The sequence below is a fragment of the Paenibacillus macquariensis genome (assembly GCF_900156375.1).
Taxonomy (GTDB): domain Bacteria; phylum Bacillota; class Bacilli; order Paenibacillales; family Paenibacillaceae; genus Paenibacillus_AQ; species Paenibacillus_AQ macquariensis.
Map to the genome: position 1 here is coordinate 459,258 of NZ_FTNK01000001.1, position 24,501 is coordinate 483,758.

General features: G+C 43.1%; 21 protein-coding genes. 1 reads left to right on the top strand and 20 read right to left on the bottom strand.

Annotated elements, in window-relative coordinates:
* Nucleotides 1-17 precede the first annotated feature (17 nt).
* Both BW961_RS02090 and BW961_RS02095 read right to left on the bottom strand, forming a co-directional pair.
* Nucleotides 18-875, bottom strand: coding sequence for a DegV family protein (locus BW961_RS02090; RefSeq protein WP_139331507.1), 858 nt, complete (start codon nt 873-875; stop codon nt 18-20).
* Nucleotides 876-911: 36 nt separating this feature from the next.
* The gene (locus tag BW961_RS02095; protein ID WP_068589650.1) at nt 912-2,687 is read right to left on the bottom strand and encodes a DAK2 domain-containing protein; all 1,776 of its coding nucleotides are present in this window, start codon (nt 2,685-2,687) and stop codon (nt 912-914) included.
* Between the two features lie 356 nt (nt 2,688-3,043).
* Here BW961_RS02095 and rpmB point away from each other — a divergent pair, with 356 nt between their 5' ends.
* Nucleotides 3,044-3,232, top strand: coding sequence for a 50S ribosomal protein L28 (gene rpmB / locus BW961_RS02100; protein ID WP_068537487.1), 189 nt, complete (start codon nt 3,044-3,046; stop codon nt 3,230-3,232).
* A gap of 144 nt (nt 3,233-3,376) precedes the next feature.
* Here the strand turns inward: rpmB and spoVM are convergent, their stop codons facing one another.
* The 18 genes from spoVM to BW961_RS02190 all read right to left on the bottom strand — a co-directional run bounded on the left by spoVM (nt 3,377) and on the right by BW961_RS02190 (nt 24,345).
* Nucleotides 3,377-3,457 (bottom strand): stage V sporulation protein SpoVM, encoded by an 81-nt coding sequence (spoVM, locus tag BW961_RS02105; protein ID WP_068537489.1) that lies wholly within the window; start codon nt 3,455-3,457, stop codon nt 3,377-3,379.
* A 168-nt stretch (nt 3,458-3,625) separates the two neighbouring features.
* Nucleotides 3,626-4,288: a ribulose-phosphate 3-epimerase gene (gene rpe / locus BW961_RS02110; RefSeq protein ID WP_068589648.1), complete on the bottom strand. Its 663-nt coding sequence runs from the start codon at nt 4,286-4,288 to the stop codon at nt 3,626-3,628.
* Between the two features lie 5 nt (nt 4,289-4,293).
* The gene (gene rsgA / locus BW961_RS02115) at nt 4,294-5,217 is read right to left on the bottom strand and encodes a ribosome small subunit-dependent GTPase A (protein WP_068589647.1); all 924 of its coding nucleotides are present in this window, start codon (nt 5,215-5,217) and stop codon (nt 4,294-4,296) included.
* Nucleotides 5,218-5,266: 49 nt separating this feature from the next.
* Nucleotides 5,267-7,477, bottom strand: a complete 2,211-nt coding sequence (pknB, locus tag BW961_RS02120; protein WP_068589646.1) for a Stk1 family PASTA domain-containing Ser/Thr kinase — start codon at nt 7,475-7,477, stop codon at nt 5,267-5,269.
* Entirely contained in the window at nt 7,474-8,250 is a 777-nt protein-coding gene (locus BW961_RS02125; RefSeq protein ID WP_068589643.1) for a Stp1/IreP family PP2C-type Ser/Thr phosphatase, read from the bottom strand. The genes pknB and BW961_RS02125 overlap by 4 nt, the downstream gene beginning before the upstream one ends.
* Nucleotides 8,251-8,257: 7 nt before the next feature.
* On the bottom strand, nt 8,258-9,298 hold the full coding sequence (rlmN, locus tag BW961_RS02130; protein ID WP_068589641.1) for a dual-specificity RNA methyltransferase RlmN: 1,041 nt from the start codon (nt 9,296-9,298) through the stop codon (nt 8,258-8,260).
* A 154-nt stretch (nt 9,299-9,452) separates the two neighbouring features.
* Nucleotides 9,453-10,835 carry a 16S rRNA (cytosine(967)-C(5))-methyltransferase RsmB gene (gene rsmB, locus BW961_RS02135; protein ID WP_076576643.1) on the bottom strand — a complete coding sequence of 461 codons (1,383 nt, stop codon included), beginning with the start codon at nt 10,833-10,835 and terminating at the stop codon, nt 9,453-9,455.
* Nucleotides 10,832-11,770: a methionyl-tRNA formyltransferase gene (fmt, locus tag BW961_RS02140; RefSeq protein WP_068589639.1), complete on the bottom strand. Its 939-nt coding sequence runs from the start codon at nt 11,768-11,770 to the stop codon at nt 10,832-10,834. The genes rsmB and fmt overlap by 4 nt, the downstream gene beginning before the upstream one ends.
* A 7-nt stretch (nt 11,771-11,777) precedes the next feature.
* Nucleotides 11,778-12,260 (bottom strand): peptide deformylase, encoded by a 483-nt coding sequence (gene def / locus BW961_RS02145; RefSeq protein ID WP_068589637.1) that lies wholly within the window; start codon nt 12,258-12,260, stop codon nt 11,778-11,780.
* A gap of 68 nt (nt 12,261-12,328) precedes the next feature.
* The gene (priA, locus tag BW961_RS02150; RefSeq protein WP_068589636.1) at nt 12,329-14,869 is read right to left on the bottom strand and encodes a primosomal protein N'; all 2,541 of its coding nucleotides are present in this window, start codon (nt 14,867-14,869) and stop codon (nt 12,329-12,331) included.
* Nucleotides 14,869-16,089: a bifunctional phosphopantothenoylcysteine decarboxylase/phosphopantothenate--cysteine ligase CoaBC gene (coaBC, locus tag BW961_RS02155; protein ID WP_068589635.1), complete on the bottom strand. Its 1,221-nt coding sequence runs from the start codon at nt 16,087-16,089 to the stop codon at nt 14,869-14,871. Before coaBC ends, priA begins: the two co-directional genes overlap by 1 nt.
* Nucleotides 16,090-16,455: 366 nt before the next feature.
* The gene (rpoZ, locus tag BW961_RS02160) at nt 16,456-16,671 is read right to left on the bottom strand and encodes a DNA-directed RNA polymerase subunit omega (protein ID WP_068589634.1); all 216 of its coding nucleotides are present in this window, start codon (nt 16,669-16,671) and stop codon (nt 16,456-16,458) included.
* A gap of 61 nt (nt 16,672-16,732) precedes the next feature.
* Nucleotides 16,733-17,305, bottom strand: coding sequence for a guanylate kinase (gene gmk, locus BW961_RS02165; RefSeq protein ID WP_068589928.1), 573 nt, complete (start codon nt 17,303-17,305; stop codon nt 16,733-16,735).
* Nucleotides 17,306-17,318: 13 nt separating this feature from the next.
* On the bottom strand, nt 17,319-17,579 hold the full coding sequence (remA, locus tag BW961_RS02170) for an extracellular matrix/biofilm regulator RemA (protein ID WP_006209218.1): 261 nt from the start codon (nt 17,577-17,579) through the stop codon (nt 17,319-17,321).
* A gap of 56 nt (nt 17,580-17,635) precedes the next feature.
* Nucleotides 17,636-18,532 carry a YicC/YloC family endoribonuclease gene (locus tag BW961_RS02175; RefSeq protein ID WP_068589632.1) on the bottom strand — a complete coding sequence of 299 codons (897 nt, stop codon included), beginning with the start codon at nt 18,530-18,532 and terminating at the stop codon, nt 17,636-17,638.
* Between the two features lie 35 nt (nt 18,533-18,567).
* Nucleotides 18,568-20,442 carry a bifunctional homocysteine S-methyltransferase/methylenetetrahydrofolate reductase gene (locus BW961_RS02180; RefSeq protein WP_068589630.1) on the bottom strand — a complete coding sequence of 625 codons (1,875 nt, stop codon included), beginning with the start codon at nt 20,440-20,442 and terminating at the stop codon, nt 18,568-18,570.
* 189 nt (nt 20,443-20,631) lie between these two features.
* A complete protein-coding gene (gene dapF, locus BW961_RS02185; RefSeq protein ID WP_068589628.1) occupies nt 20,632-21,468 on the bottom strand; it encodes a diaminopimelate epimerase in 837 nt (278 codons plus the stop codon).
* A gap of 78 nt (nt 21,469-21,546) precedes the next feature.
* Nucleotides 21,547-24,345 carry a calcium-translocating P-type ATPase, SERCA-type gene (locus BW961_RS02190; protein WP_068589626.1) on the bottom strand — a complete coding sequence of 933 codons (2,799 nt, stop codon included), beginning with the start codon at nt 24,343-24,345 and terminating at the stop codon, nt 21,547-21,549.
* Between the last annotated feature and the right edge of the window lie 156 nt (nt 24,346-24,501).

Below are 24,501 nucleotides of genomic sequence, written 5' to 3' on the forward strand. Positions count from 1 at the left end.
CATCATCTACACCTCATTTAAGCCGGCCATATAAATATTCCGATTGTCCCTGTTCCCACATGACTGCCTACAACAGAACCGATATTCGTTAACACGACTTCTTCTAGCTTGTAATGAACTGAGAGTTCTTCCAAGAAAGGCTCAGCAGATTCAGGGTTAGCTGTATGGCCCACTGCCACATTTATTGTTTCAATGTTACCTAAGTCTTGTTGAAATAATTCGATCATTCGTGCAATCGCCTTTTTACGGCCCCTGACCTTCTCAACGGGATATATAACGCCATCTTGGTCAATAGAGAGAATCGGCTTAATGTTAAGTAGCGTACCAAACAAAGCAGCAGCTTTACCGATTCTTCCGCCTTTTTGCAAATATTCTAACGTGTCTACAAGGAAATAAAGCTTACGACCCTTACGCATTTGTTCTACGGCTACCACAATATCCTCTACCGCTATGCCTTGACGAGCAAGACGTGCAGCATGTACAACCAGTAGACCAAAACCATAAGAGGCCGATAGGGAATCCACAACAGTAAGATCCACATTCTCATTCATCATCGATTTAGCAATAAGAGCAGATTGATAGGTACCACTTAAAGCAGAAGAAATATGAATAGAAAGAATAGATGCACCTGGATGATCTTGTTGAATTTGCTCGTACACCCGTACATAATCCGCAGGAGAAGGCTGAGATGTTGTTGGCAACTGCTCAGCCTGACCTAACCGTTCATAAAATTCTTTGGCCGAAATTTCCACTCCATCCAGAAACGACTCGTCTCCGAACTGCAGACGAAGTGGGACAACGTGAATACCAAGACTCTTCGCTAACTCTTCTGGAATATCAGATGTACTATCCGTGACAATAACGGTATGCGTCAAAGAAATCCCTCCTCTTACATGTAACATAACGAATATTTAAGACTCTACTGAGAATAGATAGTAGTAAATAGGCTGTCCGCCCTCATGAATCTCTACTTCAGCTTTAGGATACTTCTCTTCTAGCCAAGCACCCAGTTGTGCAGTCATTTCAGGATCAGCCTCTTCACCTGTAAGCACAGTCACAATCTCATCATTATTCACCAGCATTTGGGAAAGCAAGCTTTGGCAGGTATCAAGTAACGCTGCATTAGCCGTTATAATTTTTGAATTCTGAATACCAATATATTGTCCTGCCTTAATCTCTAGCTCATCAATAACCGTATCTCTAATCGCATGAGTAACCTGACCTGATTTCACATGTGCAATAGCTGCTAACATATTCTCAGTATTGACATCATTACTTTCTTCTTCCAAAAAGGCAAAAGCAGCAGCCATTCCTTGAGGTATACTCTTACTTGGAATAACCGTTACACTGCGTTCTCCCTCCAACAACTCCCGAGCTTGCTGCGCAGCCAGTACAATGTTGGAATTATTCGGTAGAATGTAAATATGTTGCGCAGAGATAGCTGAAATCGCATTCACGAAATCCTCGGTACTTGAGTTCATGGTTTGTCCACCAGACAGAATAGCGTCTACACCCAAGCTTGTGAAAATATCTGAAATACCTTGTCCAGAAGACACCGCAATGAATCCATAAGGCGCTATTTCATCTGCGGGAGGTTCAGCTGATGCTGGCGTTGGAACTTCTGCATTCATAGGAATATCAGCAAATATTTCCGCCATCGGAGAAATATCTACACCTGATGACAGCAAATCACGATGCTGTTCACGCATATTCAGAATATGAATTTGCGTAATTTCACCATATTTCAAAGCCAGATTCAGAACTTCACCTGGAGTCTTAGAATGCACATGAACTTTAATGATTTCGTCGTCAGGAATCACGATGATAGAGTCTCCATTTATGGACAACAACTTCCGGAATTGCTCTTCATCAAATGGAACCCCTTGTGCCTCTCCAAGCTGACGGTTAATAAAGAATTCCATATCATATAGAAACTCAATGTCCTCCGTCTCTAGTCGAGATTGCGCACTCATAGGAATATCTAAGCTTCGCTTAGATACCTGAATTGATGCATGATTGACATCCGGAGCTTTTCTTAAAGACCCTTGCTCCGCTGATTTTAGACCAGTTCCAGACTTTAAATGTTGTAGAAATCCTTCATAAATATACACGAGACCCTGTCCACCCGAATCAACTACGCCTACCTGCTTAAGAATTGGCAATAGTTCTGGTGTCTGGGAGAGTGTTTCTTTCGCCTGCATAAGTACTTGTTCCATCAACTCTATGATATCGTTGGTTCGTCTGGCGAAGTGTACAGCATGCTTAGCAGACTCCTTGGCTACCGTAAGGATTGTACCCTCTACAGGCTTAACTACGGCCTTATATGCCGTCTCAACGCCAACCTGTAAGGCAGCAGCGAATTGTTGCGTGTTCAGTTCTTGATATGGTGCTGCATAACGTCCGAACCCACGGAATAACTGAGACAGAATAACCCCTGAATTTCCTCGCGCTCCCATTAGGAGACCTTTAGACAATATACCCGAGATATGTCCTATAGACTCAGAGTTATTCTTCTTTAATTCAGTCACACCCGCAGTCATCGTCAAATTCATATTTGTCCCCGTATCTCCATCTGGCACCGGAAATACATTAAGGGTATTGACATGCTCTGCATGTTGCTGTAATTGTTCCGCTCCGAGCAAGACCATCGCGGCAAAATCTATTCCATTCAAAGTACGTATACTCAAGTGAGATATCCCCTTCCTACCTTGATACATAAACAACTGGCATCTTTAATTTATATTTTATTTGTTAATACTACATTCACAATCGAATTTATGTTCTTTCATTCATCAATCAAAGATCAATAATTTTTTTTCGATGTGTGAAACCCCTAAGGTCTATGTTGTCAAATCAAGAGAAAACCCTATCACACCAGCTTAATTCACTCGTATTTATACGTTTAATATTGACTATATAATATTGTACTATAAGAACCAAAAGAAATAAATGTTTTTAGGATGGTTGACTAAGCATTTTTTGCTGTGATAGAATATATAAGTATTGTTTTATGCAGGTGTATTGGAACAAGGAGGTGTAATCTATGTCTCGCAAATGTTATATTACAGGTAAAAAACCAGGCACTGGTAACCATGTATCTCACGCCAACAACCGCAATCGTCGTACTTGGGGCGTTAACGTTCAAAAAGTTCGTATTTTGGTGGATGGTAAACTAAAACGCGTCTACGTTAGTACTCGTGCTTTGAAGTCAGGTAAAGTCACTCGCGCCTAATATCTACAACAGCATATAAGCAAAAAGCACCTTGTTTTCATCAGGTGCTTTTTTCATTCCTCAGACCGTGTGTATTTTGATTCTATCCTAAGCCGCGGTCCGAGGTTTTTTTTCATTGGACGGCATGCCAGCGAACGATAGCGGTCAATTCTTGTGAAATGTGTTAAGAATGGCTTTGACAAACCCTCCCAAAAACCTTGGTAACTTGAATGTGTAAAATTTCATGTCTCACCCTCCCCATCATTCTCATGCCTTCCGATATTGATCCACTGAGCCTTCACTGTGACTGACAACAAAAAAGGCTACATGAGAATTCTGCTCATGTAACCATATTTATGCGAGGACAGCGTGCCCTATGACTCATAGTCATAAGGGACAAAGGTGAAATTACTCTTACTTTCCTTCTATGCTATCTCTAATCTGGGAAATCGCAAGGGCTCTATTGCTTTGGCCAAACACTGCACTACCAGCAACCAGTACATCCGCACCTGCTTCTACAACCAACGGAGCCGTATCTACGGTAACTCCACCATCCACCTGTATGTGCACATCGAATAGCGAAGATTCATTCAACATTTGACGTACCTCACGTATTTTGTGAAGTGTACGAGGAATAAATGACTGTCCTCCAAACCCAGGATTCACGGTCATAATCAGGACCATATCAAGATCTGGCAATACTTCTTGTAAGACCGATACGTGAGTCCCAGGATTAATAGCAACCCCAACTTGCACGCCCATTTCCTTTATCATATGCACGACACGGTGCAAATGTGTACAAGCTTCCGCATGTACAGTAATGACCTTCGCACCAGCCTTCACGAAGTCGGCGATATAACGTTCAGGTTGTTCGATCATTAAATGCACATCAAGAGGAAGCGTTGTATGGTGCTGGATAGCACTAACAATAGGGGGACCTAACGTAATGTTAGGGACAAAATGTCCGTCCATTACGTCAACGTGGATCCAATCTGCCCCTCCTGCTTCAACTTCGGCAATCTCCATTCCTAACTTAGCAAAATCAGCAGACAATATGGATGGCGCAATTTTGATCATTTCTGTCAATACCTCCGCTTTTTATCTTTCATCTCTGCATAGAAATGAACATAATTATCATAGCGTATCTGTGCAATTTCACCTTTATCCTTAGCTTCAATCACCTTACAACCAGGTTCATGTAGATGACTACATCCCCTGAACTTACACACTGCAGCGTAAGATTCGAACTCCCTGAAACAAGCGGATAAGTCACCCACTTCCATCTCTAAAAAGTCCAGTTGACTAAACCCTGGGGTATCTGCAACAAATGCGCCATTATCCAATTCAATGAGCTCAACATGCCGGGTCGTATGTTTACCTCGACCTAGCTTCATACTAATCTCATTCGTCTCTAGGTTAAGACTCGGCATTAATGCGTTGAGAAGAGATGATTTACCTACGCCTGATTGTCCAGAGAATACACAAATGTGTCCAGCAAGACGTTCGCGTAATTGCTCTCTTCCTCTACCCGTACGGGTACTTGTTACAATAACCTCATAACCGATTCGTTCGTAGAGCTCTTGTACATACGTTATTGGATCATCCTTAGAAATCTCTTCACCCTCTAGCAAGTCCTGCTTCGTCAGGCATATCAACGTATCAAGTCCAGAGTGCTCGATATGTACTAAGAACTTATCCAGAAGGGGTAAATTCAAGTCCGGCTCACGTAAAGAAAATAACAACACTGCAAACTGGACGTTGGCAATGGGAGGACGTATCAACTCAGAATGGCGTGGCATGATTTCATTTACCGTACCTTCATTGTGGTCCGATAAGGAATACACGACATGATCTCCTACCAAAGGAGTTATCCCTCTATTCCTAAATACTCCACGACCTCTACATTGAATCGCTGGCTGCCCTTCTGTCGTTACCGCCTTGCCGTTTTCAATCGGCTTAACGTAATAATATCCGCTCAGTGCTTTTACGATTACACCATCTGGCATACATGAATGGCCTCACTTTCCAAAGAACTATGGATGGTTATACGAATTCTCAAGGTTTAGCAGAAGTCACTACCATCCCTTTACTATTACCGTTATTACCGTTATTACCCTTATTGGATTTATCCTGTTTATGTTTGTTAGCTTTATCTTTACCAGAAGTATTCAAGGCCGTTGTATCCACATCTTCTGGATTGTCCGGATTCTGATTGGGATCCGGAGGCGTCTCAGGTACATCCGTTGGTAACACTGGATCGGTCTGAGGAATGACTATCTCTGGAACAGAACCATTCTTAACATCTCGATAAGAGATATGATACGTATCAAATAATTCTCCATCACGATAGAGATACACAACAGCATCCTTATCAGGAGCTACTACTAAATCAATCGAGAGCACTTGAGTTGTATTAATGGTTCTTGTACCCCAATCCTTCTTTTCACTATCTTCATATCGCGCATCAGAATAATCAATACGGATTTTGCTCTTTTTGCCCTCTTCAGCGGGTGCGACTGGCACATTAAACGTATAATTCAAAGCATCTTTTGGATACCCAGTACTAACAGTAATAGTAACACTATCACCTACAGAAATAGGTTTGTTGGCGTCAACAGGCCACTGCATCATGACTTTCCCTTTTTCCATCTTGAAATCTGAGGATTCCTGGACAAGACCTAGCAATAAGCCAGCTTCCTTAAGCATACTTTCGGCTTGTTTCTGAGTCTTCCCAACCAAATTCGGCATTTTAATGGTTTCCTCACCCTGACTGACCGTTAGAACAATTTGAGCTGTATCCAGATCATCAATTTGAGTATTAGCTTCTGGATCTTGTCCTAAAACCGTTCCAGAGGGTTGATCGCTGAACTCAGGTTTTTCAGTAATGTTCGCTTCTTTAACCCCAAGTTCTATCAGTAATTTTGATGCATCGTCGAAGGTTTTGTCCTTAAGAGAAGGCATCACAGGTAAAGGTTTCGCTTTGCTTACATAAAGCCGAACGGAGGAACCTTCCTTAACTACAGTCCCTTCCTTCTTACTCTGATCATACACAACACCTTCGTCAAAACCTTCTTTATAAGTGCGTATTATAGGATCCTCAATGACAAGCCCAAGTGCTGTTAATTCAGCCACAGCCTTTTCTTCTTGAATATTAACAACATTCGGAATGGTTACATCTTGTACGACTATTATTGTTTTTACATACCAGATCACACCAACCATACTTATCAATATAAATAAAGTCAGTGAAATCCAAAGTGTCGGTCTTACCCACTTCTTCTTTTGTCCGCTATTTACAGGCTTCTCACCTTCATCATCCTCATCAAACAGAGACGACTTGTTTCGTTTGTTAGAAACAGCTCCCCTTGATACTGGCTTAATGGCAGGCATAGCGCGGGTCTGATCCACGTCCACTTCAGAGAACTGTATTCTAGGCTCATTGCGCCTCTCAGGAAGTAGACAAGTCTCCAAATCCTTTAACATCTCTTTGGCAGATTGATATCGTTCCTGCGGATTCTTACGCATCGATCTGAGAATAACATTCTCTACACTTTGTGGAATAAGTGGATTAGTATCCCGAGGATCATCGAAATCTTCTTGCAAATGTTTCAAGGCCACACTAATCGGACTTTCCCCTAAGAAGGGTAACGTTGCAGTCAACATTTGATATAATACAATCCCCAAAGAATACAGATCTGACTTTTCACCTGTATTCACCCCTTTTGCATGTTCAGGGGAGAAATAATGAACGGATCCGATGACAGAGCCTGTCTGAGTAATGGTCGTCGATGTTACAGCACGAGCGATTCCAAAATCAGTTACCTTCACACGCCCATTCCGACCAATAAGAATATTATGAGGCTTGATGTCCCTATGAATGATTTGATTCTGATGTGCATGATCGAGCGCATCACAAATTTGCGATGCAATCCTCACAGATTCTTCCACCTGCAAGGGTGCCCGTTCTTTTATAATCTCGTTCAAATTATATCCTTCTATATATTCCATGACGATATAATGAATTTCATCTTCTTGTCCTACATCGTAAATACTCACAACGTTTGGATGTGAAAGAGAAGCGGCAGACTGTGCCTCCCGACGGAAACGCCGAATAAACTCTTCATCATGCACGAACTGTTGGCGTAATACTTTAATGGCAACGTTTCTCCCTAACAAAATGTCATGGGCTTTGTATACGAGTGCCATCCCACCTCCGCCGATTCGCTCTATAATCTCATAACGACCACCCAATTCGTGTCCGATCATGAATCCCACTCCTTTATACTTGCCACTAGAACTTCATCATTAAGTTCAAACAGGGCGACAGTGATATTATCCTCGCCTCCTGCTAGAAGTGCTAGTTGCAATAGACGATCTGCTCGTTCCGCAAGCGTTATTTCTTGTATTCCAGCGATTTGCCCTAAGTGTTGACAACTCACTCTATTGCTAAGACCATCACTACATAGAAGCAATACTTCCCCCTGTGCAAGTGTAACCGGATCGAAATCGACAGTAACTTCTGGATCTGTCCCCAATGCTTTAGTAAGAACATTTCGTCTTGGATGAGTTTCTAATTCGGCCTGGGTGATCTGTCCACTTTTATATAGTTCATTAACAAGTGTATGATCTTCCGTCAGTTGAATAGCTTTACTTTCACTCACTTTGTAAGCACGACTATCTCCAACATGTCCAATCCATCCCGAACATCCATCCAATAACAAAGCAACAACCGTTGTTCCCATATTGTGATATTTTTCGTTGTTCGCAGCTTCTCGATGTATAATATCATTTGCATGTAAAATTGCATCGCTAAGTGCTGCACGTAAGCCTTCGGAGGACATACCTTTTTCCAGAGCAGATAAATCAGTAAATATTGTATCCACTGCAAGTTGGCTTGCCTTGTCCCCCGCTTGATGTCCACCCATGCCATCCGCAACAATTCCAAGCGTATACCCTGAATCCGTATAACATACCCTCACAGAATCCTCATTTACCGAACGCACGCGTCCGATATGGCTAACATGAATATGATTGATCAAAGTTATCTCACCTCAACTCCATATGCTTGGCCCGTAGCTGTCCACAGGCGGCCGCGATATCGTGGCCCTGTTCCCGCCGAATGGTTACATTCACTCCATTTTCTGCAAGAATACGTTGAAATTGAAAAATATCACTACGTGATGTTCGTACATATTTACGTTCTGGTACATGGTTGACTGGAATTAGATTTACATGACATAACATATCTTTGAGAACACCTGCAAGCTCCTCAGCATGCTCAGGCTGATCATTGACGCCTCCAATTAAGGCATACTCGAAGGAGATTCTACGACCTGTCTTAGCTTGATAATATCTTAAAGACTCCATCACGTCATCAAATGGAAAACGTCGATTAACTGGCATTAGCTTCGAGCGCAACTTATCATTTGGTGCATGGATAGAAATCGCAAGATTAATTTGTGTATTCTCATCAGCAAATTTATATATGTTCGGAACAATCCCGCTTGTTGAAACGGTAATGTGCCGTTGACCAATATTTAGGCCTTTCTCATGAATCATAATTCGCAAGAATTTCATTGTAGCATCGTAATTCTCAAATGGTTCACCAGTACCCATAATAACAATACTGCTGACACGCTCATTTTTAGCATCCAATATTTTTTGAGCTTGGACGACTTGAGCCACGATCTCACCAGCGGTCAAATCCCGCTTCAACCCACCTAAAGTAGAAGCACAGAAGGTACAACCAACTCGGCAACCCACTTGAGTCGTTACGCAAACACTGTTGCCGTAATTATGTTTCATAACAACGGTCTCAATCGCATGATCATCATGTAGTCCAAATAAGAATTTAACGGTTCCATCCTTGGACTCGAACTTTGTTATTTCAGAAAGGGTTACGAATTGGAATTGATCCTCCAACTTTTGGCGTAACTCTTTGGATAAGTTACTCATGTCTTGAAAATTACTAACTCTCTTTACATACACCCAGTCAAAAATTTGTCCTGCGCGGAATGCTGGTTCACCGTTCTCTTTAGCCCACTCTTGAAGATCGTCTAAGTTGTAATCATATATAAAGGGTTTCATTTTTATCCCACCTGCTTTTTTATTCAATATACATATTGATATACATATCGTTTCTCATTCTTCCTATTTTAACACAAATAAATGGAACAATAAAAGAGAAAACCCGCTAAACCTTGGGGCTAGCGGGTTTAAATAAAGCTAAAACCATCAAATACTAAGAATTTCGTTGCATCCGTGCAATGAAAAACCCGTCACTTCTAAAGTGTTGAGGTAATATTTGTATGCCTTGACCCTGAGATCCAGTCATTTTGTGTAGTTCAGACCATGATGATGGCTCGTCCACAGGAAGACCGAATTCTGGATGATTATCCAAGAATCGACTGATCATCTCTTCATTCTCCTGCGGTTCGATTGTACACGTGCTATACACCAGAATACCTCCCACTTTTAACAATGGTGAGATCTTCTCTAGCATTTCATATTGTAAGCTCGCGATCTCTTCAATATCTGCAGTTGTTTTGGTCCATTTCAGATCCGGCTTCCGACGTATCACGCCAAGTCCTGAGCAAGGAGCGTCCAATAAAATGCGGTCGAAGGATGCTTCAGCATATTTATCTCCCAAATTCAATGCATCCCCAACAGTCGTCTCGATAGAATCAAGCCCCAGACGCTCGGCCTGTTCCCGAATAAGCTTCTCTTTATGGGGATACTGATCGTTAGCAATGACTACACCATCATCTTTCATTAATTCGGCGATATGCACTGACTTACCACCAGGTGCGGCACAACAGTCCAAGACTCTCATACCAGGCTTCGAACCGACAGCTTCACCAACAAGCATGGAGCTTTCATCTTGAACGGATAAGAACCCGTCTCGATACCAATCTGTTAAAGCCATGTTCCCACCGCTCTTAACGAGAATACCAACTGACGTTAGAGGAGAAGGGATAACTTCCATTCCATGTTCTGACATTTCTTGAAGTAGCTTCTCACGACTGATCATCGTAGTATTAACACGTACACTGATTGACGGGGGTTCATTGTTCGCAGCGCAGATAGCCTCTGCTGTCTGCTCTCCATATTGCTTGATCCAGCGCTTCACCAACCACCTTGGATGCGACTGTTCTAACGATATTCTTTCAAGGGGAGTAAGTCCTTCTGGCAAGATTAAATCATCCTTACCGCGTATTACACTTCGCAACACACCATTCACCATACCCGAGATCCCTTGATGTCCTCTACTCTTAGCGATATTAACCGCTTCATTCACGACAGCATGAGGTGGAATGCGGTCCAAGTACATCAATTGGTATAAGCTCATACGTAATAAACTGCGTACCCAAGGCTGAAGCTTGTCCATCCCTTTACTAACAAAAGGTCTCAAGAAATAATCGAGCGTATTTAGACGCGCGATTGAACCATATACCAATTCCGTTGCTAATGCAGCATCTTCTCGGATAAGCGATGCTCTCTGTAGCCCCGCATTCAACTGCAAATTGCTATAAGCTCCTTCTTGTTCCACACGAGTCAGTACATCCATCGCCAACTCACGAGCTGTGAGTTTATGGCCTTTGGATGGCTTACGTTCGTTACTCATGTCAGCACCGTTCCTTCAACCATACTGGTTCCTCGAATGAAGGCATCGACTTCTAACACTTTCTTTCCACTTGGCTGCACTTTAGTAAGCCAGATAGATCCGTCACCTGTCTTCACTTCTATTCCACGTTCATTCAACTGAAGAACGGTACCAGGAACGACTGAATGATCAGATGACGATTCAGAAGACGGCGTAACTGCCCATATTTTGAATACTTCTTCTCCCCAGATGGTAAAAGCTCCTGAGAAAGGAACTAATCCTCGTACCTGATTATAAATATCTCGAGCGCTACGACTCCAATCGATTTGTTCATCTTCACGCTTAAGATTAGGTGAATAGGTCGCTTCGTCATCGTTCTGTGGAATGCTAGTCACTTCTCCTTCGAGAAGATTGCCTAGTTGTTCTTGAAGTAACGTGGCTCCTACTATACTAAGCTTCTCGAAAATCGTTCCCGAAGTATCTTCGTCCTCAATAACGACTTCAACCTGCGCAATCATATCCCCCGTATCTAGCCCTTCAGCCATGTACATAAGGGTAATACCCGTTACGGCCTCCCCATTCATGATCGAACGTTGAATAGGTGCTCCGCCTCTATACTTGGGCAACAGAGAACCATGGATATTAACACATCCACGGGAAGGAAGGTCCAATACTGCTTTGGGCAGGATCTGCCCATAAGCTGCAGTTACAATTAAATCAGGCTTATAAGCTGCGAGTTCAGCCACTGCTTCAGGACTACGCATACGCTGTGGCTGTAGTACAGGCAATCCGTATTCAAGAGCAACTTCCTTCACAGGCGTCGGAGTAAGTACCCGTTTACGTCCCTGTGGACGATCGGGCTGAGTCACAACTGCGACAACATTGTACCCATTTTCAAGTAACATTCGCAAGCTGGGAACTGCAAAGGCAGGTGTACCCATAAATACGATATTCATGAAGCCGTCATTCCTTTCCAAGTCGTTCTGGAATTTGTTCGTATACCTTCTCCGCAATGTCGGTAAAGATTACACCATTCAGGTGATCAATCTCATGTAAGAAGCAACGTGCTAGTAGCCCGCTTCCTGTGATCGTTATTTCCTTACCGTCTTGATCAAGTCCCTTAACTGTAACTGTCTCTGCACGTCGAACATCCCCATTGATTCCAGGTATACTCAGACATCCTTCAGGACCGAACTGCTCTCCTTCGGATGAGACCAACTCAGGATTGATCATCTTGATCAGGCCATTCTCGTCTCCTACGTCCACTACAATTAAGCGTTTTAGAATGCCAACTTGAGGTGCTGCAAGACCTACACCTTCTGCGTCATACATCGTATCAGCCATATCATTCAATAATTTCTGAACATTCGGTGTAATTTTAGTTACCTCTTTAGCGATTTGATGAAGCACTTCATCAGGTTCTAACACAATAATTCGGATTGCCATTGGTCGTAACACCTTCCTTAACAAAAGTCTCATGTTTAATCATACGATTCATACTTACTATATGTTCCTCACATTAGCATTTGTGGATCGATATCTATGCTAATCTGAAAATTCTTGTCGTGAAGCGAATCTTCTATCTGTGTAGCGGAATCTAAGACAAGCCCGATCGCATCGATGTTCCCCCGCCATTTTATCATACATTGGAATCTGTATCTATTTTTAATCCTAGGAATGGGTGAAGCAACAGGTCCCAGTACATCTAGTGCATCCGGTGTTAATCGATCGAGATTGCCGAACCATCCACGTTGTCTAGCCTTTCCTTGTAGGGTTGAAGCCATGTTCTCAGCCATCCTCAGGAGTAGCGGCAGTTGTTCATGAGACATCGTTACAAGAATTAATCGACAGTATGGTGGATAATGAAGTACACGACGATGATCGAACTCTTCTCTTACAAATGAGCTATAATCGTGACCACTCGCATGAATAATAGAATAATGCTCAGGCGTATAGGACTGGATTAGTACCTCTCCCGGTAAATGATGTCGTCCTGCACGACCCGCGACCTGCGTTAACAGCTGAAATGTTTTCTCCGCAGCACGGAAATCAGGTAAATTCAATGCAGAATCTGCGGTAATAACACCTACGAGTGTAACATCAGGGAAATCCAAGCCCTTAGCCACCATTTGAGTTCCTAGAAGTACATCCGCTTGTCTATCGCCGAACTGCTTCAGTAACTTTTCATGGGAACCCTTCTCTGTTGTCGTATCCACATCCATCCGAATGACACGAATACCAGGAAACAACTTCGCTAATTCTTCTTCCACACGCTGAGTACCTGTACCGAAATACCGAATATGCTCGCTACCACACTCTGGGCACACTTGAGGAACGGGTTCCGCATAACCACAGTAATGGCAACGTAAATTATTCGACTTCTGATGAAACGTAAGTGAAATATCACATTCCGAACAACCCGCTACATAACCACAACCACGGCACATTACAAAAGTGGAATATCCACGGCGATTTAGTAACAGTACCATTTGTTCTTTCTTCTCTAATCGTGAAACGATAGCAGCATGTAACGATCGACTAAACATCGACCGGTTACCTTCACGCAATTCCTCACGCATATCAACAATTTCAACATCAGGCAATTTATTTCCCAAGGCACGTGTTGGCATTTCAAGTAACCAAGGTGAGAAGTCAGGATTCGATTGAGATTTAGCAGCATGATAAGTCTCCAAGGAAGGTGTTGCAGACCCTAGGATGACCACCGCCCCAGAACCTTGCGCACGACGTACGGCAACATTTCTGGCGTGATATTTCGGACTCTCCTCTTGCTTGTAGGACGACTCATGTTCTTCATCCATGATGATTAACCCCAAGTTTGTAAAAGGGGCAAATACCGCAGACCTAGCTCCTACCACGACCGAAGCCTTACCTTCACGGATTTTACGCCATTCATCATACCGTTCTCCAGCAGATAATCGGCTGTGCATAACCGCAACCAAATCACCGAAGCGTCCTTTGAAACGTTCCACCATTTGAGGTGTCAATGAAATCTCAGGTACGAGAACAATAGCCTGTCGGTCTTGTTCCAAACAACGTTGTATGCTTTGCAGATAGACTTCAGTCTTACCACTACCGGTCACCCCATGAAGCAGAAACACACCATGCTTATAAGAATTCAAAGGATTCATGATTTGGTCATAAGCGCGTCGTTGTTCTTCGTTCAGAGTCAGTGGCGTTGTCGGTTTGAAATGCCGACCCTTATAAGGGTCTCGCAACACTTCGTAATCATCAACCGTCACATATCCCTTATCAACTAGACTTTTCACCGTTCCTGAAGATACCTGAAGAGCAGACATAATCGTTTTCATAGCAACTGGGAGAAAGTCCTTCGAGTCCACAATAAATTGAAGTACTTCCTTCTGGCGAATGGCTTTAGCTGGAAATTGATCAATCATTTCTTGAGCATCTTCGCTACTGATCGCTAAATTAACGCCCTTGAGCGTCTTTTTCTGCATCTTGTCCTTAATAGACTGATTCTCTAGCAGAACACCTCGCTTTAACAAGGATTTCAAAGCCACTGCGCATTCTGGAAAAGCCCTACTTAGTTGTTGTGTAGTCACGCTACCCTTTTGATCAATGAATGAAATAATGTCCTGTTCTTCTTTATTCACAGATGACACTTCCGCAAAGAGCGTATCACGATATTCATTATTCTCATGTTCAGGTACATCTGAATGATTGATAGAAATATGACGTTCTGCTTTTCCCTTCAGAGCAGTAGGAATCATCACTTGCAGTGCTGTAATGAATCGACATGCATACTGACGACTCATCCACTGTGCCAATTCTACAAGATCAGGGGAAAGAGGTGGAATGATATCTAGCACTTCTTGTATCGGCTTCATTTTGAACGTTTCCGTCTGTGACTGTGGATCGAGCGATATTACGAATCCCTGAACCGTTCGATGTCCAAAAGGTACGCCAACCCGGCTTCCAACTTCTACCCAATCTTTCATTGATTCCGGGATCAGATAGTCGAACGGACGATCGGTTCCCCGAGCAGGAACATCGACGATGACTTTAGCTATTTGCATCAAGAGTGAACACCACATAATCGTTGTGCCATAACCGAAAGTAAGCGGTGAGCAACTTCCTCTTTAGAGAGCATAGGCAATTGTTCTACAAGACCGTTCTTATCGTAAATTTGCACAATATTCGTATCTGAGCGAAATCCTGCCCCTACCGTTGTAACGTCATTGGCAACCATCAAATCACAGTTTTTGCGAATCAACTTCTCTCGTGTATAAGTCTCTACATCATTGGTTTCAGCTGCAAAACCTATCAGGAACTGAGACTTCTTCATTTGACCAAGTTGCTCCAAAATATCGACCGTTTTCACCATCTCAAGTGTCATCGTTTCACCGGACTTCTTCATCTTCTGATCTGCGGTATTCCGAGGACGGTAATCGGCTACGGCAGCAGCTTTAATGACGACATCCGTATTTTCCCACAATTCCAGAATAGCATCATACATATCTTGAGCAGACTGAACAGGAATCACATGAATACCTTTCGGAGGCGCTACATCAATATGTCCTACCACGAGAGATACTTCTGCTCCCATATCACGTGCTACCTTAGCAATCGCGATTCCCATTTTACCTGATGAATCATTCGTAATGTAACGAACAGGATCGATTCGCTCGATTGTCCCACCTGCGGTAACGATGATCTTCTTGCCTTCTAATAGCCTAGGCTTGTCTTGAATCTCTTCAGTAAAATACTGTTCAATCACTTGTACAATACTCTCTGGTTCTTCCATACGCCCTTTTCCAACATAGCCACAGGCCAACAAACCTTCCCCTGGCTCTATAAAAGATACACCACGTGACTCAAGTATCCTCATATTCTCTATGACAGCAGGATGCTGATACATATGCACATTCATAGCGGGTGCTACCATAATAGGTGCTGTCGTAGCTAACAACGTCGTTGACAGCATATCATCAGCAAGTCCATGAGCCATTTTGGCTATCATATTGGCGGTCGCAGGCGCGACAATTACCAAATCTGCTAGATCAGCCAAATTAATATGGGAAACGACCGAAGGTTCACGTTCGTCAAAAGTATCACTGTACACCGGATTTTTAGATAGTGACTGTAATGTGAGCTCCGTTATGAATTGTTGTGCTGAAGAAGTCATGATGACGTGGACATCTGCACCCTTTTGCACAAGTTTACTGCACAGCGTTGCCGCTTTGTAGGCAGCAATTCCACCGGTAACACCAAGCACTATTTTTTTCCCGTTCAACATGTATACCCCCACCTTTCATCTGGAATACATAAGAAGAAACGGTTGTGCCCTCCTTTTTTTAAGGAAGACATCCGTTTCTTCAAGCAACAAACGGCAATACCTCCTCTTTCAAGGACGGTATCCGTCTTCGCGGAAATATAAGAAATAGCGTATCAATATAGATTGAACTAAAGACGATACCCATATTCATGAATTTCCTTAGAAATGATTGAATATGGGAGCGCAAACTTTAGTTCAATCTATCAAGTGAAACTTATACTTTCTTACATTTCGAAAAAAAACAACAACCTTACGGTTGTTGGGTAACAAGACGCCATACGGATATTACATAAACGCTAGATAACCATGCTACATAAACAAACAATATTACTTGTTGTTCTCTTCGCCAGTTCCGGGTTCAATAACAATTAGATCGGCATAAATTTCTTCAAGAGCAATCCCAACGTTCTTATGAGATTTAGCTTCTTTAAGCGTTGTTTTACCGCCTTCACGCAATTGTCTTGCACGACGGGAAGAAGCTACAACCAACGAATACTTACTGTCAACTTTGTTCATCATTTCATCAATGGAAGGATATAACATGATAGGACACCTCTTCTTTTATTATGAAGTTCACTAGTAGTAGTCATACTGTGAACTACTACTAACCTCTAACCTTACAATGTTCGGCAATAACAATAGATTCTATTCGCTTACATGCCTCATCGATCTGATCGTTCACCACAGCATAATCATAATGCCCTACTAAACCAATCTCATCAACCGCAACCGAAAGTCTATGATCAATCGTTGCCTGAGTCTCCGTGCCCCGACCGCAAATACGATCCTTCAACTCATCCAATGATGGTGGAAGCAAGAAAATAAATATGCCTTCTGGAAACTTCTCTTTCACCTTAAGTGCACCCTGCACTTCAATTTCTAGAATAATGTCTTTTCCACTTTGCAGTGTTTCTTCTACGAAATCACGAGGTGTACCATAGTAGTTACCAACATATTCAGCATATTCAAGAAGTTGTTCATTTTCCATCATATATTTGAATTCATCATGGGACTTGAAGAAATAGTTCACACCATTCTCTTCACCAATGCGAGGAACACGTGTCGTTGCAGACACCGAATATACCAAATTATCCATCTTACCTCGAAGCGCATTACATACAGTTCCTTTACCAACCCCTGAAGGGCCAGACAACACAATTAATAATCCTTTAGACATATTACTCTCCATCTTATTCGTCATTATCATCATCTTTGCTGGATAGACGATGAGCAACCGTCTCCGGTTGTACCGCTGATAATATGACATGATCACTGTCAGTAATAATGACAGCTCTCGTCCGGCGTCCGTAGGTTGCATCGATCAGCATATGCCGGTCTCTCGCTTCCTGGATAATCCGTTTAATGGGCGCAGATTCCGGGCTAACGATTGAAATAATACGGTTAGCTGATACGATGTTCCCGAAGCCGATGTTAATGAGTTTGATTGCCATATCTCAGTTCTTCCCCCTATACATTTGACACAATGCTGTCCAGAAATGCATGATGCTTATTCAATATTCGCTGCTTGTTCTCGAATTTTCTCTAGTTCTGCTTTCATTTCAACAACACGGTTGACCAGTGGCAAATGATTAGCTTTCGATCCAATCGTGTTGACTTCCCTATTCATCTCCTGAATGAGGAAATCCAATTTACGCCCGATTGACTCACCCGAAAGAAATAATTCTTTACATTGTTTCAAATGACTTTGCATTCGAATTAATTCTTCATCAATATTGGACCGATCCGCATAAAGAGCAATCTCCATTGAGAACTTATAGTCATCCAGACTAAATGAATGGTCTTGTAATTCCGTAAGCCTTTGTCTCAGCCTTATGCGATGTTCATCCACCACATACGGCGCAAGAGCTATCATCTCATCATGTAGAACTTGCAAACGATGTAATCGTTGTTCAACATCCTGAGCTAAATGAAGCCCTTCCTTGAAACGCATAGCCTTCAGATTCTCAAGTGCCTTCCGAAGTCCTTCCTGAAGAACTTCGCCCCACGCCTCCATATCTGCTTCATCAACGCTAGGTAGACGATCAGGGGAGTGCATGACATCAGGAAGGGCGAGTATATCCTTTACGGTCAACTTGCCTTCCAGACCATATTGATCACGAAGGATATCAACAGCTTGCATATACGCCTTAACGGCGGAATGATTTAATGTGGCGAACGCCACATGTTCCAATTCCGCCTCTTTATTCATATAAATATCAACCCGTCCGCGCTTCACGTACTGCTGTACCGTTCTTCTCAGAACATCCTCGAAGCACGTCCATTCCCGAGGCATCCTGAGTACAACTTCACAGTAACGATGATTCACGGATTTGATCTCTATTTCAACCTTATACCCTCCATATTGCAGGGCAGATTGACCGTATCCGGTCATACTGAATGACATCGGCACCACATCCATTATTCTATTGTAATTGATAATTATGAACGAAACAAGGGGGTTACTTCGCGACCTGACCTCTTCCAGACATACTCCGTCAATTCAACACTCATCCCATAAAACATAAATGGCGTCATAATGTAGATTCCATTAAAGTGTTTCATCGCCTCATCAATCAATTCTTTTGCAATGGTAACGCCCATCGCTCTTCCTTCTTCCCCTTCAAGGCCAACCATACGTGCACGAACTTCGTCAGACAATTGAATACCTGGAACTTCATTGTGTAAATATTCAGCATTACGACCACTTGCGAGCGGCATAATACCAAGAAAGATTGGCGTATCCAAATGCGCTGTAGCTTCCTTAATAGCACCGATCAATTTAGGATCATACACAGGTTGCGTCATAATGTAGTCAGCCCCAGCAGCAATCTTCTTTTCTAAACGCTGTACAGCTTTATCAAGATGCTTCACATTTGGATTGAATGCCGCTCCTACTACAAAGTTCGCTTTCTGCTTCAATGGCTTTCCAGAGAAGGCTATGCCATCATTGAGCTGTTTGATCATTCGTATAATTTCAAAGGATGTTAAATCATATACCGAACTTGATCCTGGTAAATCCCCGAACTTGGCAGGATCCCCTGTCACCGCGAGGACATGATCAATCCCAAGCGCATCAAACCCCATTAAATGAGACTGGGTTCCAATTAAGTTACGATCCCTACATGCGATATGAATCAACGGTCGCATTCCAGTCTGATCTTGTATTAAATAGCCTAAGGCCATATTGCTCATTCGAGTCACTGCAAGCGAGTTATCAGCTAGTGTTAGTGCATCACAACCTGATTTCTTTAACGCCTCAGCCCCGAGCATAAATTTATTAATGTCTAAGTCACGTGGAGGATCTAGTTCAACAATAACGGTATGCCGTTGTTTAACTAAATCAACAATCGTTGGTTCACGATCATCCTCTACAGTGTCATTCGTATGTTCATGTACTATCCTTGCCACCGGTGTTGCTACCACGTGGTTTTTATCAATAGGACTAGGAACATAACCTGTTAATGCCTTTGATATCTCTTTAATATGCTCAGGTGTTGTTCCGCAGCATCCCCCAATAATTCGCACGCCCAAATCGGCAAATCGCAAAGCCATCGTCCCAAAATACTCTGGCGTTGCCGTATATCGAACTTCTCCATCCACATAGTCTGCTACCCCAGCATTCGGGAACACAGATACAGGTACGCTCAATTGATTCCCAAGACTTTCAACAGCTCGCATCATCCCATTGGGACCGGTACGGCAATTAAAACCAATCACATCAGCGCCTTCTTGCTGTAAAATATGTAAAGCTTCAGTCATCGTATATCCATCTAGTGTTCGCGCTACATCTTCTATGGCAAATTGGCATACGACAGGTAAATCACTGAGCTTACGTACTCGAGATAATGCAATACTCAACTCTTCAACATCGTAGAATGATTCCAGTAAGATGCCGTCTACCCCTTCTGCAAGAAGAGCCGTAATTTGTTGTTCAAAATATAGTTTAAGCTTCTTCGTAGATACATTCGTGCGCTTTCCTCCACGTATCGAGCCCACAGCACCTAGCACATATCCGTCAGGACCCGCTGCATCGCGAGCAATTCTCACACCAGCGCGATTAATCTCTTCTACCTTGGATTCCAACCCATACTTAGACAATTTATCAAAATTAGCAGAGAAGGTATTCGATTCCAATACCTGTGCCCCTACCTCCACATATCGACGATGAACATCCTTAATGACTTCAGGTGCAGTCAAGTTTAATTCTTCATAAGAAATTCCCACGGGGAAGCCCATTTGATATAAAAATGTACCCATCGCCCCGTCTCCGATTAACACATTGTTCTCCCATGCTTTCCGTAAATCCGGTTTCATGATTGCCGTCCTCCAACCCAGATAATAGTTTCGTATAAATGTAACATAGATCACTAGTAAAGATAAGACATTCTATATGAAAAATAATTCTAGGAATTAGGAGATTAACAAGGAAAAGCCTGTAGCCTATATCTTTCGATACTTAAGCTACAAGCTAAGGTTAATCGTATTAAGATTGAATCTAGTCGCTTACACTTCTATTGTTCCTGTATACACAACCGATGCCGGCCCTGTCATATACACATGGCTATCATCTTCATTCCATTCAATGAACAGGTCACCGCCCTTAAGACTTATCCAGGCTGAGCGATCTGTCTTTCCATTCAGCACAGAGGAGACAAGTGTCGCACATGCACCCGTTCCACAAGCTAATGTAGGACCCGCACCGCGTTCCCACACCCGCATATCCACATGATTCCGGTCTTGAACTGTTGCAAATTCTACATTCACTTTTTTAGGAAAGAACGGATGCACCTCAAGCAGAGGCCCCCATTTACCTAAGTCAAATGAGACAGCATCTTCCACATAAATGACACAGTGGGGGTTACCCATAGATACGGCAGTGAAATGATACAACTGCCCTTCCACCTCAAGGGGATGATTCACGACTGGATTGCTTTGAAGTGTCGTCGGTATTTGAACGCCATCTAGTATAGGCTCTCCCATATCAACGGTTACTTTCTCAACATTCCCATCCTTCACTTGAAGCTGTACATGTTGTGCACCCGCTCCTAAGGTTTCGATCGTAATCTTATCCTTCGTAACATAGCCATGATCATACACATACTTCGCCACACACCGAATGGCATTTCCACACTGTTCCGCTTCTGAACCATCTGAATTGATAATCCGCATCCGGAAATCTGCAACATCTGAAGGCAGTATATAGACAAGTCCGTCAGCACCAATACCAAAGAATCTATGACATAAACTAACAGCCAACTCCGAAGCATTATGCGGTAGTTCCTGTTCTCCGTATACTACAATAAAGTCATTACCTAATCCGTGCATTTTTGTGAATTCCATTTGCATCTCGCTCCTCTACAGCATCTACATCTACTGTAAAATAGCATACCGTACAGTCCTTGCTAGAATCTATTGATTTTATGCTGAAATCTTTGTACTTTTTGCCACGATTCGTTGATTTCCACCTGTTCTTTTCTTTCTTCCTCCCCAGACACTACCTGCCCCCATCAAGAACGTAGGAATACCAGCAGCTACAATGGTAAGTGCCCATTCACGTAATCCGAGTGGTACAGTCTTGAATATCGGTTGAAGCGGCTCAATATAGAACACGCCCAACATCAGAAGAATCGAAGAGAGAACAGCCAGAACTAAATATTTATTCTGAAATGGATTTCGATGGAACACAGAACGTGAACTACGGCAATCGAACACATGGAACAACTGCGCCATAACTAGTGTAGCAAACGCAACGGACTGTGCTTTCAAGAGCTGACCAGGTTGGTCAGGAGCGACACGTAATGTGAGCCAAAAGGCACCTAATGTACACATTCCGATTAGAAATCCGCGGCTAATAATTTTCCACCCAAGACGACGAGCAAATATGTTTTCTTTGGCACCACGTGGTTTGTGCTCCATGAGGTCTTTCTCTGGTTGGTCAACGCCTAAAGCCATCGCAGGTAACCCATCTGTGACCAGATTAACCCATAATATCTGAATCGGAAGTAGCGGTAATGGAAGTGCAAGCATCATGGCGAAGAACATCGTTAAGATCTCACCAACGTTCGAAGCGAGTAGATACCTAATAAATTTACGAATATTCTCGTAGATGTTACGCCCTTCCTCAATCGCAGCTACAATCGTAGAGAAATTATCGTCACTTAGAATTAAAGAGGATGCTTCCTTCGTTACATCTGTTCCTGTAATACCCATCGCTATACCTATATCCGCTGCCTTAATGGCAGGCGCATCATTCACACCATCGCCCGTCATGGCAACCACATGTCCTTTACGTTGTAACGATTTGACGATGCGCAGCTTATGTTCTGGAGATACGCGAGCATAAACATAGATTTGATCGACCTTAGCATCCAGTTCATCATCACTTAGTCGTGATAACTCTTGTCCTGATACCGCAATACCACCCCTAGGGAGAATGCCAAGCTGATGAGCAATGGCTTCCGCTGTCGTACCATGGTCTCCTGTAATCATGACGGTCTTAATACCTGCACGGCGACATGTCGCTATAGCGTCTCTCACTTCACGACGCGGCGGATCAATCATCCCAGCAAGTCCTACAAAGACCAATTGTGACTCCGCTTCCGACTCACTGGCCACCTTCTCTTGTGGACGTAATTCCCGGTAAGCTGTACCAAGAACTCGTAATGCGCTAGAAGCCATCTCTTCATTCGCAGTCAACACAAGCTTTCGCATCATGCCTGTAAATGGAATAACATTTCCACCCCACAGAATATGAGAACATTGATGAAGTAGCACATCTGGTGCGCCTTTGGTGTATAAAAGTCTCCCCCCTTGATGCGTCACAATAACGGACATGAGTTTACGTTCTGAGTCAAAAGGAAACTCTTGCTCACGTTGATATACACTTCCAAGTGAATGTGGTGACATACCCATTTTGGATGAAAGAGCTACAAGCGCACCCTCAGTCGGGTCCCCCTTCAAATCCCAAGAAGAAGTAGTTCCCGTCTCCTCTTTCAACTTTTTCTTGCCACGTATCTCATCCGTTACGTTCTCTACTATCTCAGAGTTATTACACAATGCACTGATCTGAAGCAAACGACGTAAGCTTTGATCATTCTTCAGGTCAACAGGACGTTTTCCTTCTAGTATTTGCCCTATCGGAGCATAACCATCCCCTGTAACCTCCAAAGATCTACCTCCAACCCATACAGAAGTAACCGTCATCTTATTCTGAGTTAACGTTCCCGTCTTATCTGAGCAGATTACGGATGCACATCCAAGCGTCTCCACAGACGGTAGCTTACGAACGATGGCTTTACGCTTAATCATACGCTGCACACCAAGTGCCAATGCTACAGTCACAATAGCGGGTAACCCCTCAGGAATGGCAGCAACAGCTAAACTAACCCCAGCTAGCAACATGCCCATGGGAGGCTGTCCGTGTAGAATACCTGCAGCAACGACCATAATAGTCAAGACCAATGAAAGAATAATTAGAATTTTCCCAAGCTGCTCTAATCGATGCTGCAGAGGTGTTTCCATTGATTCGGTATTTTGGATCAAATCAGCAATTTTGCCCATTTCCGTGTTCATACCAGTCCGTACAACGATACCTTTAGCAGTACCTCTAGTCATCATCGTACCCATGAAACCGATATTCTTCTGATCGCCGAGTGGCACGTCCTCTTCCTTGATAACATGACAATGCTTCGTAACCGGCAATGATTCACCCGTCAGTGCAGATTCCTCTATGCTACAGCTGCTCGTCTCAATCCATCGCACATCTGCTGGAACCCGGTCGCCGCTTTCCATTAGAATCACGTCACCAGGAACGAGTAAGCTCGTTGAGATAATGTCTAATTTACCTCCACGCAATACTTTAGCATTTGGCGCAGATAACTGTTTTAGCGCCCGAAGTGAACGTTCTGCTCGAAACTCCTGAATAAATCCCAATACGCCGTTTAAGAGAATGATGGCAATGATCGTAATCGCGTCTAAATATTCGCCTAATAAACCAGATAATAGAGTTGCCCCCATTAATACAACAACCATGAAATCTTTGAATTGGTTCAAGAAGAGAATGATGGGGGAGATTCGTTTCCCTTCGGTCAACTCATTGCGTCCGTTCTTTTTCCTGACTTGTTCCACTTCCTCTTCCGTGAGGCCTTGCTGCGGCTGAACACCCATGACATGCTGTAGCTCTTCCACATCCATCTGATGCCACTTTTTCAATTCCATGCTTCCCGTTCCCTCCCGGTCTATCTGCAGTTTCGGTGGCGTAACAGCTTTTCCACCTGATATAAGGTAATAATATTCGGACAGGGGTTAAAATATCACAGAGTCGCCTCTTAAGTTTTTGTCCAAACTATGGCATCATAGAGAAAGTAAGATTTA

Coding starts and splice junctions, on each gene's coding strand:
- fmt (WP_068589639.1), bottom strand. CDS start 11,770: ATGAATATCGTATTTATGGGTACACCTGCCTTTGCAGTTCCCAGCTTG.
- priA (WP_068589636.1), bottom strand. CDS start 14,869: ATGCAAATAGCTAAAGTCATCGTCGATGTTCCTGCTCGGGGAACCGAT.
- dapF (WP_068589628.1), bottom strand. CDS start 21,468: ATGGAATTCACAAAAATGCACGGATTAGGTAATGACTTTATTGTAGTA.
- rsgA (WP_068589647.1), bottom strand. CDS start 5,217: ATGCCAGATGGTGTAATCGTAAAAGCACTGAGCGGATATTATTACGTT.
- rlmN (WP_068589641.1), bottom strand. CDS start 9,298: ATGAAACCCTTTATATATGATTACAACTTAGACGATCTTCAAGAGTGG.
- BW961_RS02175 (WP_068589632.1), bottom strand. CDS start 18,532: ATGTCATTCAGTATGACCGGATACGGTCAATCTGCCCTGCAATATGGA.
- coaBC (WP_068589635.1), bottom strand. CDS start 16,089: ATGTTGAACGGGAAAAAAATAGTGCTTGGTGTTACCGGTGGAATTGCT.
- BW961_RS02180 (WP_068589630.1), bottom strand. CDS start 20,442: ATGAAACCGGATTTACGGAAAGCATGGGAGAACAATGTGTTAATCGGA.
- spoVM (WP_068537489.1), bottom strand. CDS start 3,457: ATGAAATTTTACACATTCAAGTTACCAAGGTTTTTGGGAGGGTTTGTC.
- def (WP_068589637.1), bottom strand. CDS start 12,260: ATGGCAATCCGAATTATTGTGTTAGAACCTGATGAAGTGCTTCATCAA.
- rpe (WP_068589648.1), bottom strand. CDS start 4,288: ATGATCAAAATTGCGCCATCCATATTGTCTGCTGATTTTGCTAAGTTA.
- pknB (WP_068589646.1), bottom strand. CDS start 7,477: ATGATCGGACACGAATTGGGTGGTCGTTATGAGATTATAGAGCGAATC.
- rpoZ (WP_068589634.1), bottom strand. CDS start 16,671: ATGTTATATCCTTCCATTGATGAAATGATGAACAAAGTTGACAGTAAG.
- remA (WP_006209218.1), bottom strand. CDS start 17,579: ATGGCAATCAAACTCATTAACATCGGCTTCGGGAACATCGTATCAGCT.
- gmk (WP_068589928.1), bottom strand. CDS start 17,305: ATGTCTAAAGGATTATTAATTGTGTTGTCTGGCCCTTCAGGGGTTGGT.
- rpmB (WP_068537487.1), top strand. CDS start 3,044: ATGTCTCGCAAATGTTATATTACAGGTAAAAAACCAGGCACTGGTAAC.
- BW961_RS02190 (WP_068589626.1), bottom strand. CDS start 24,345: ATGGAATTGAAAAAGTGGCATCAGATGGATGTGGAAGAGCTACAGCAT.
- rsmB (WP_076576643.1), bottom strand. CDS start 10,835: ATGAGTAACGAACGTAAGCCATCCAAAGGCCATAAACTCACAGCTCGT.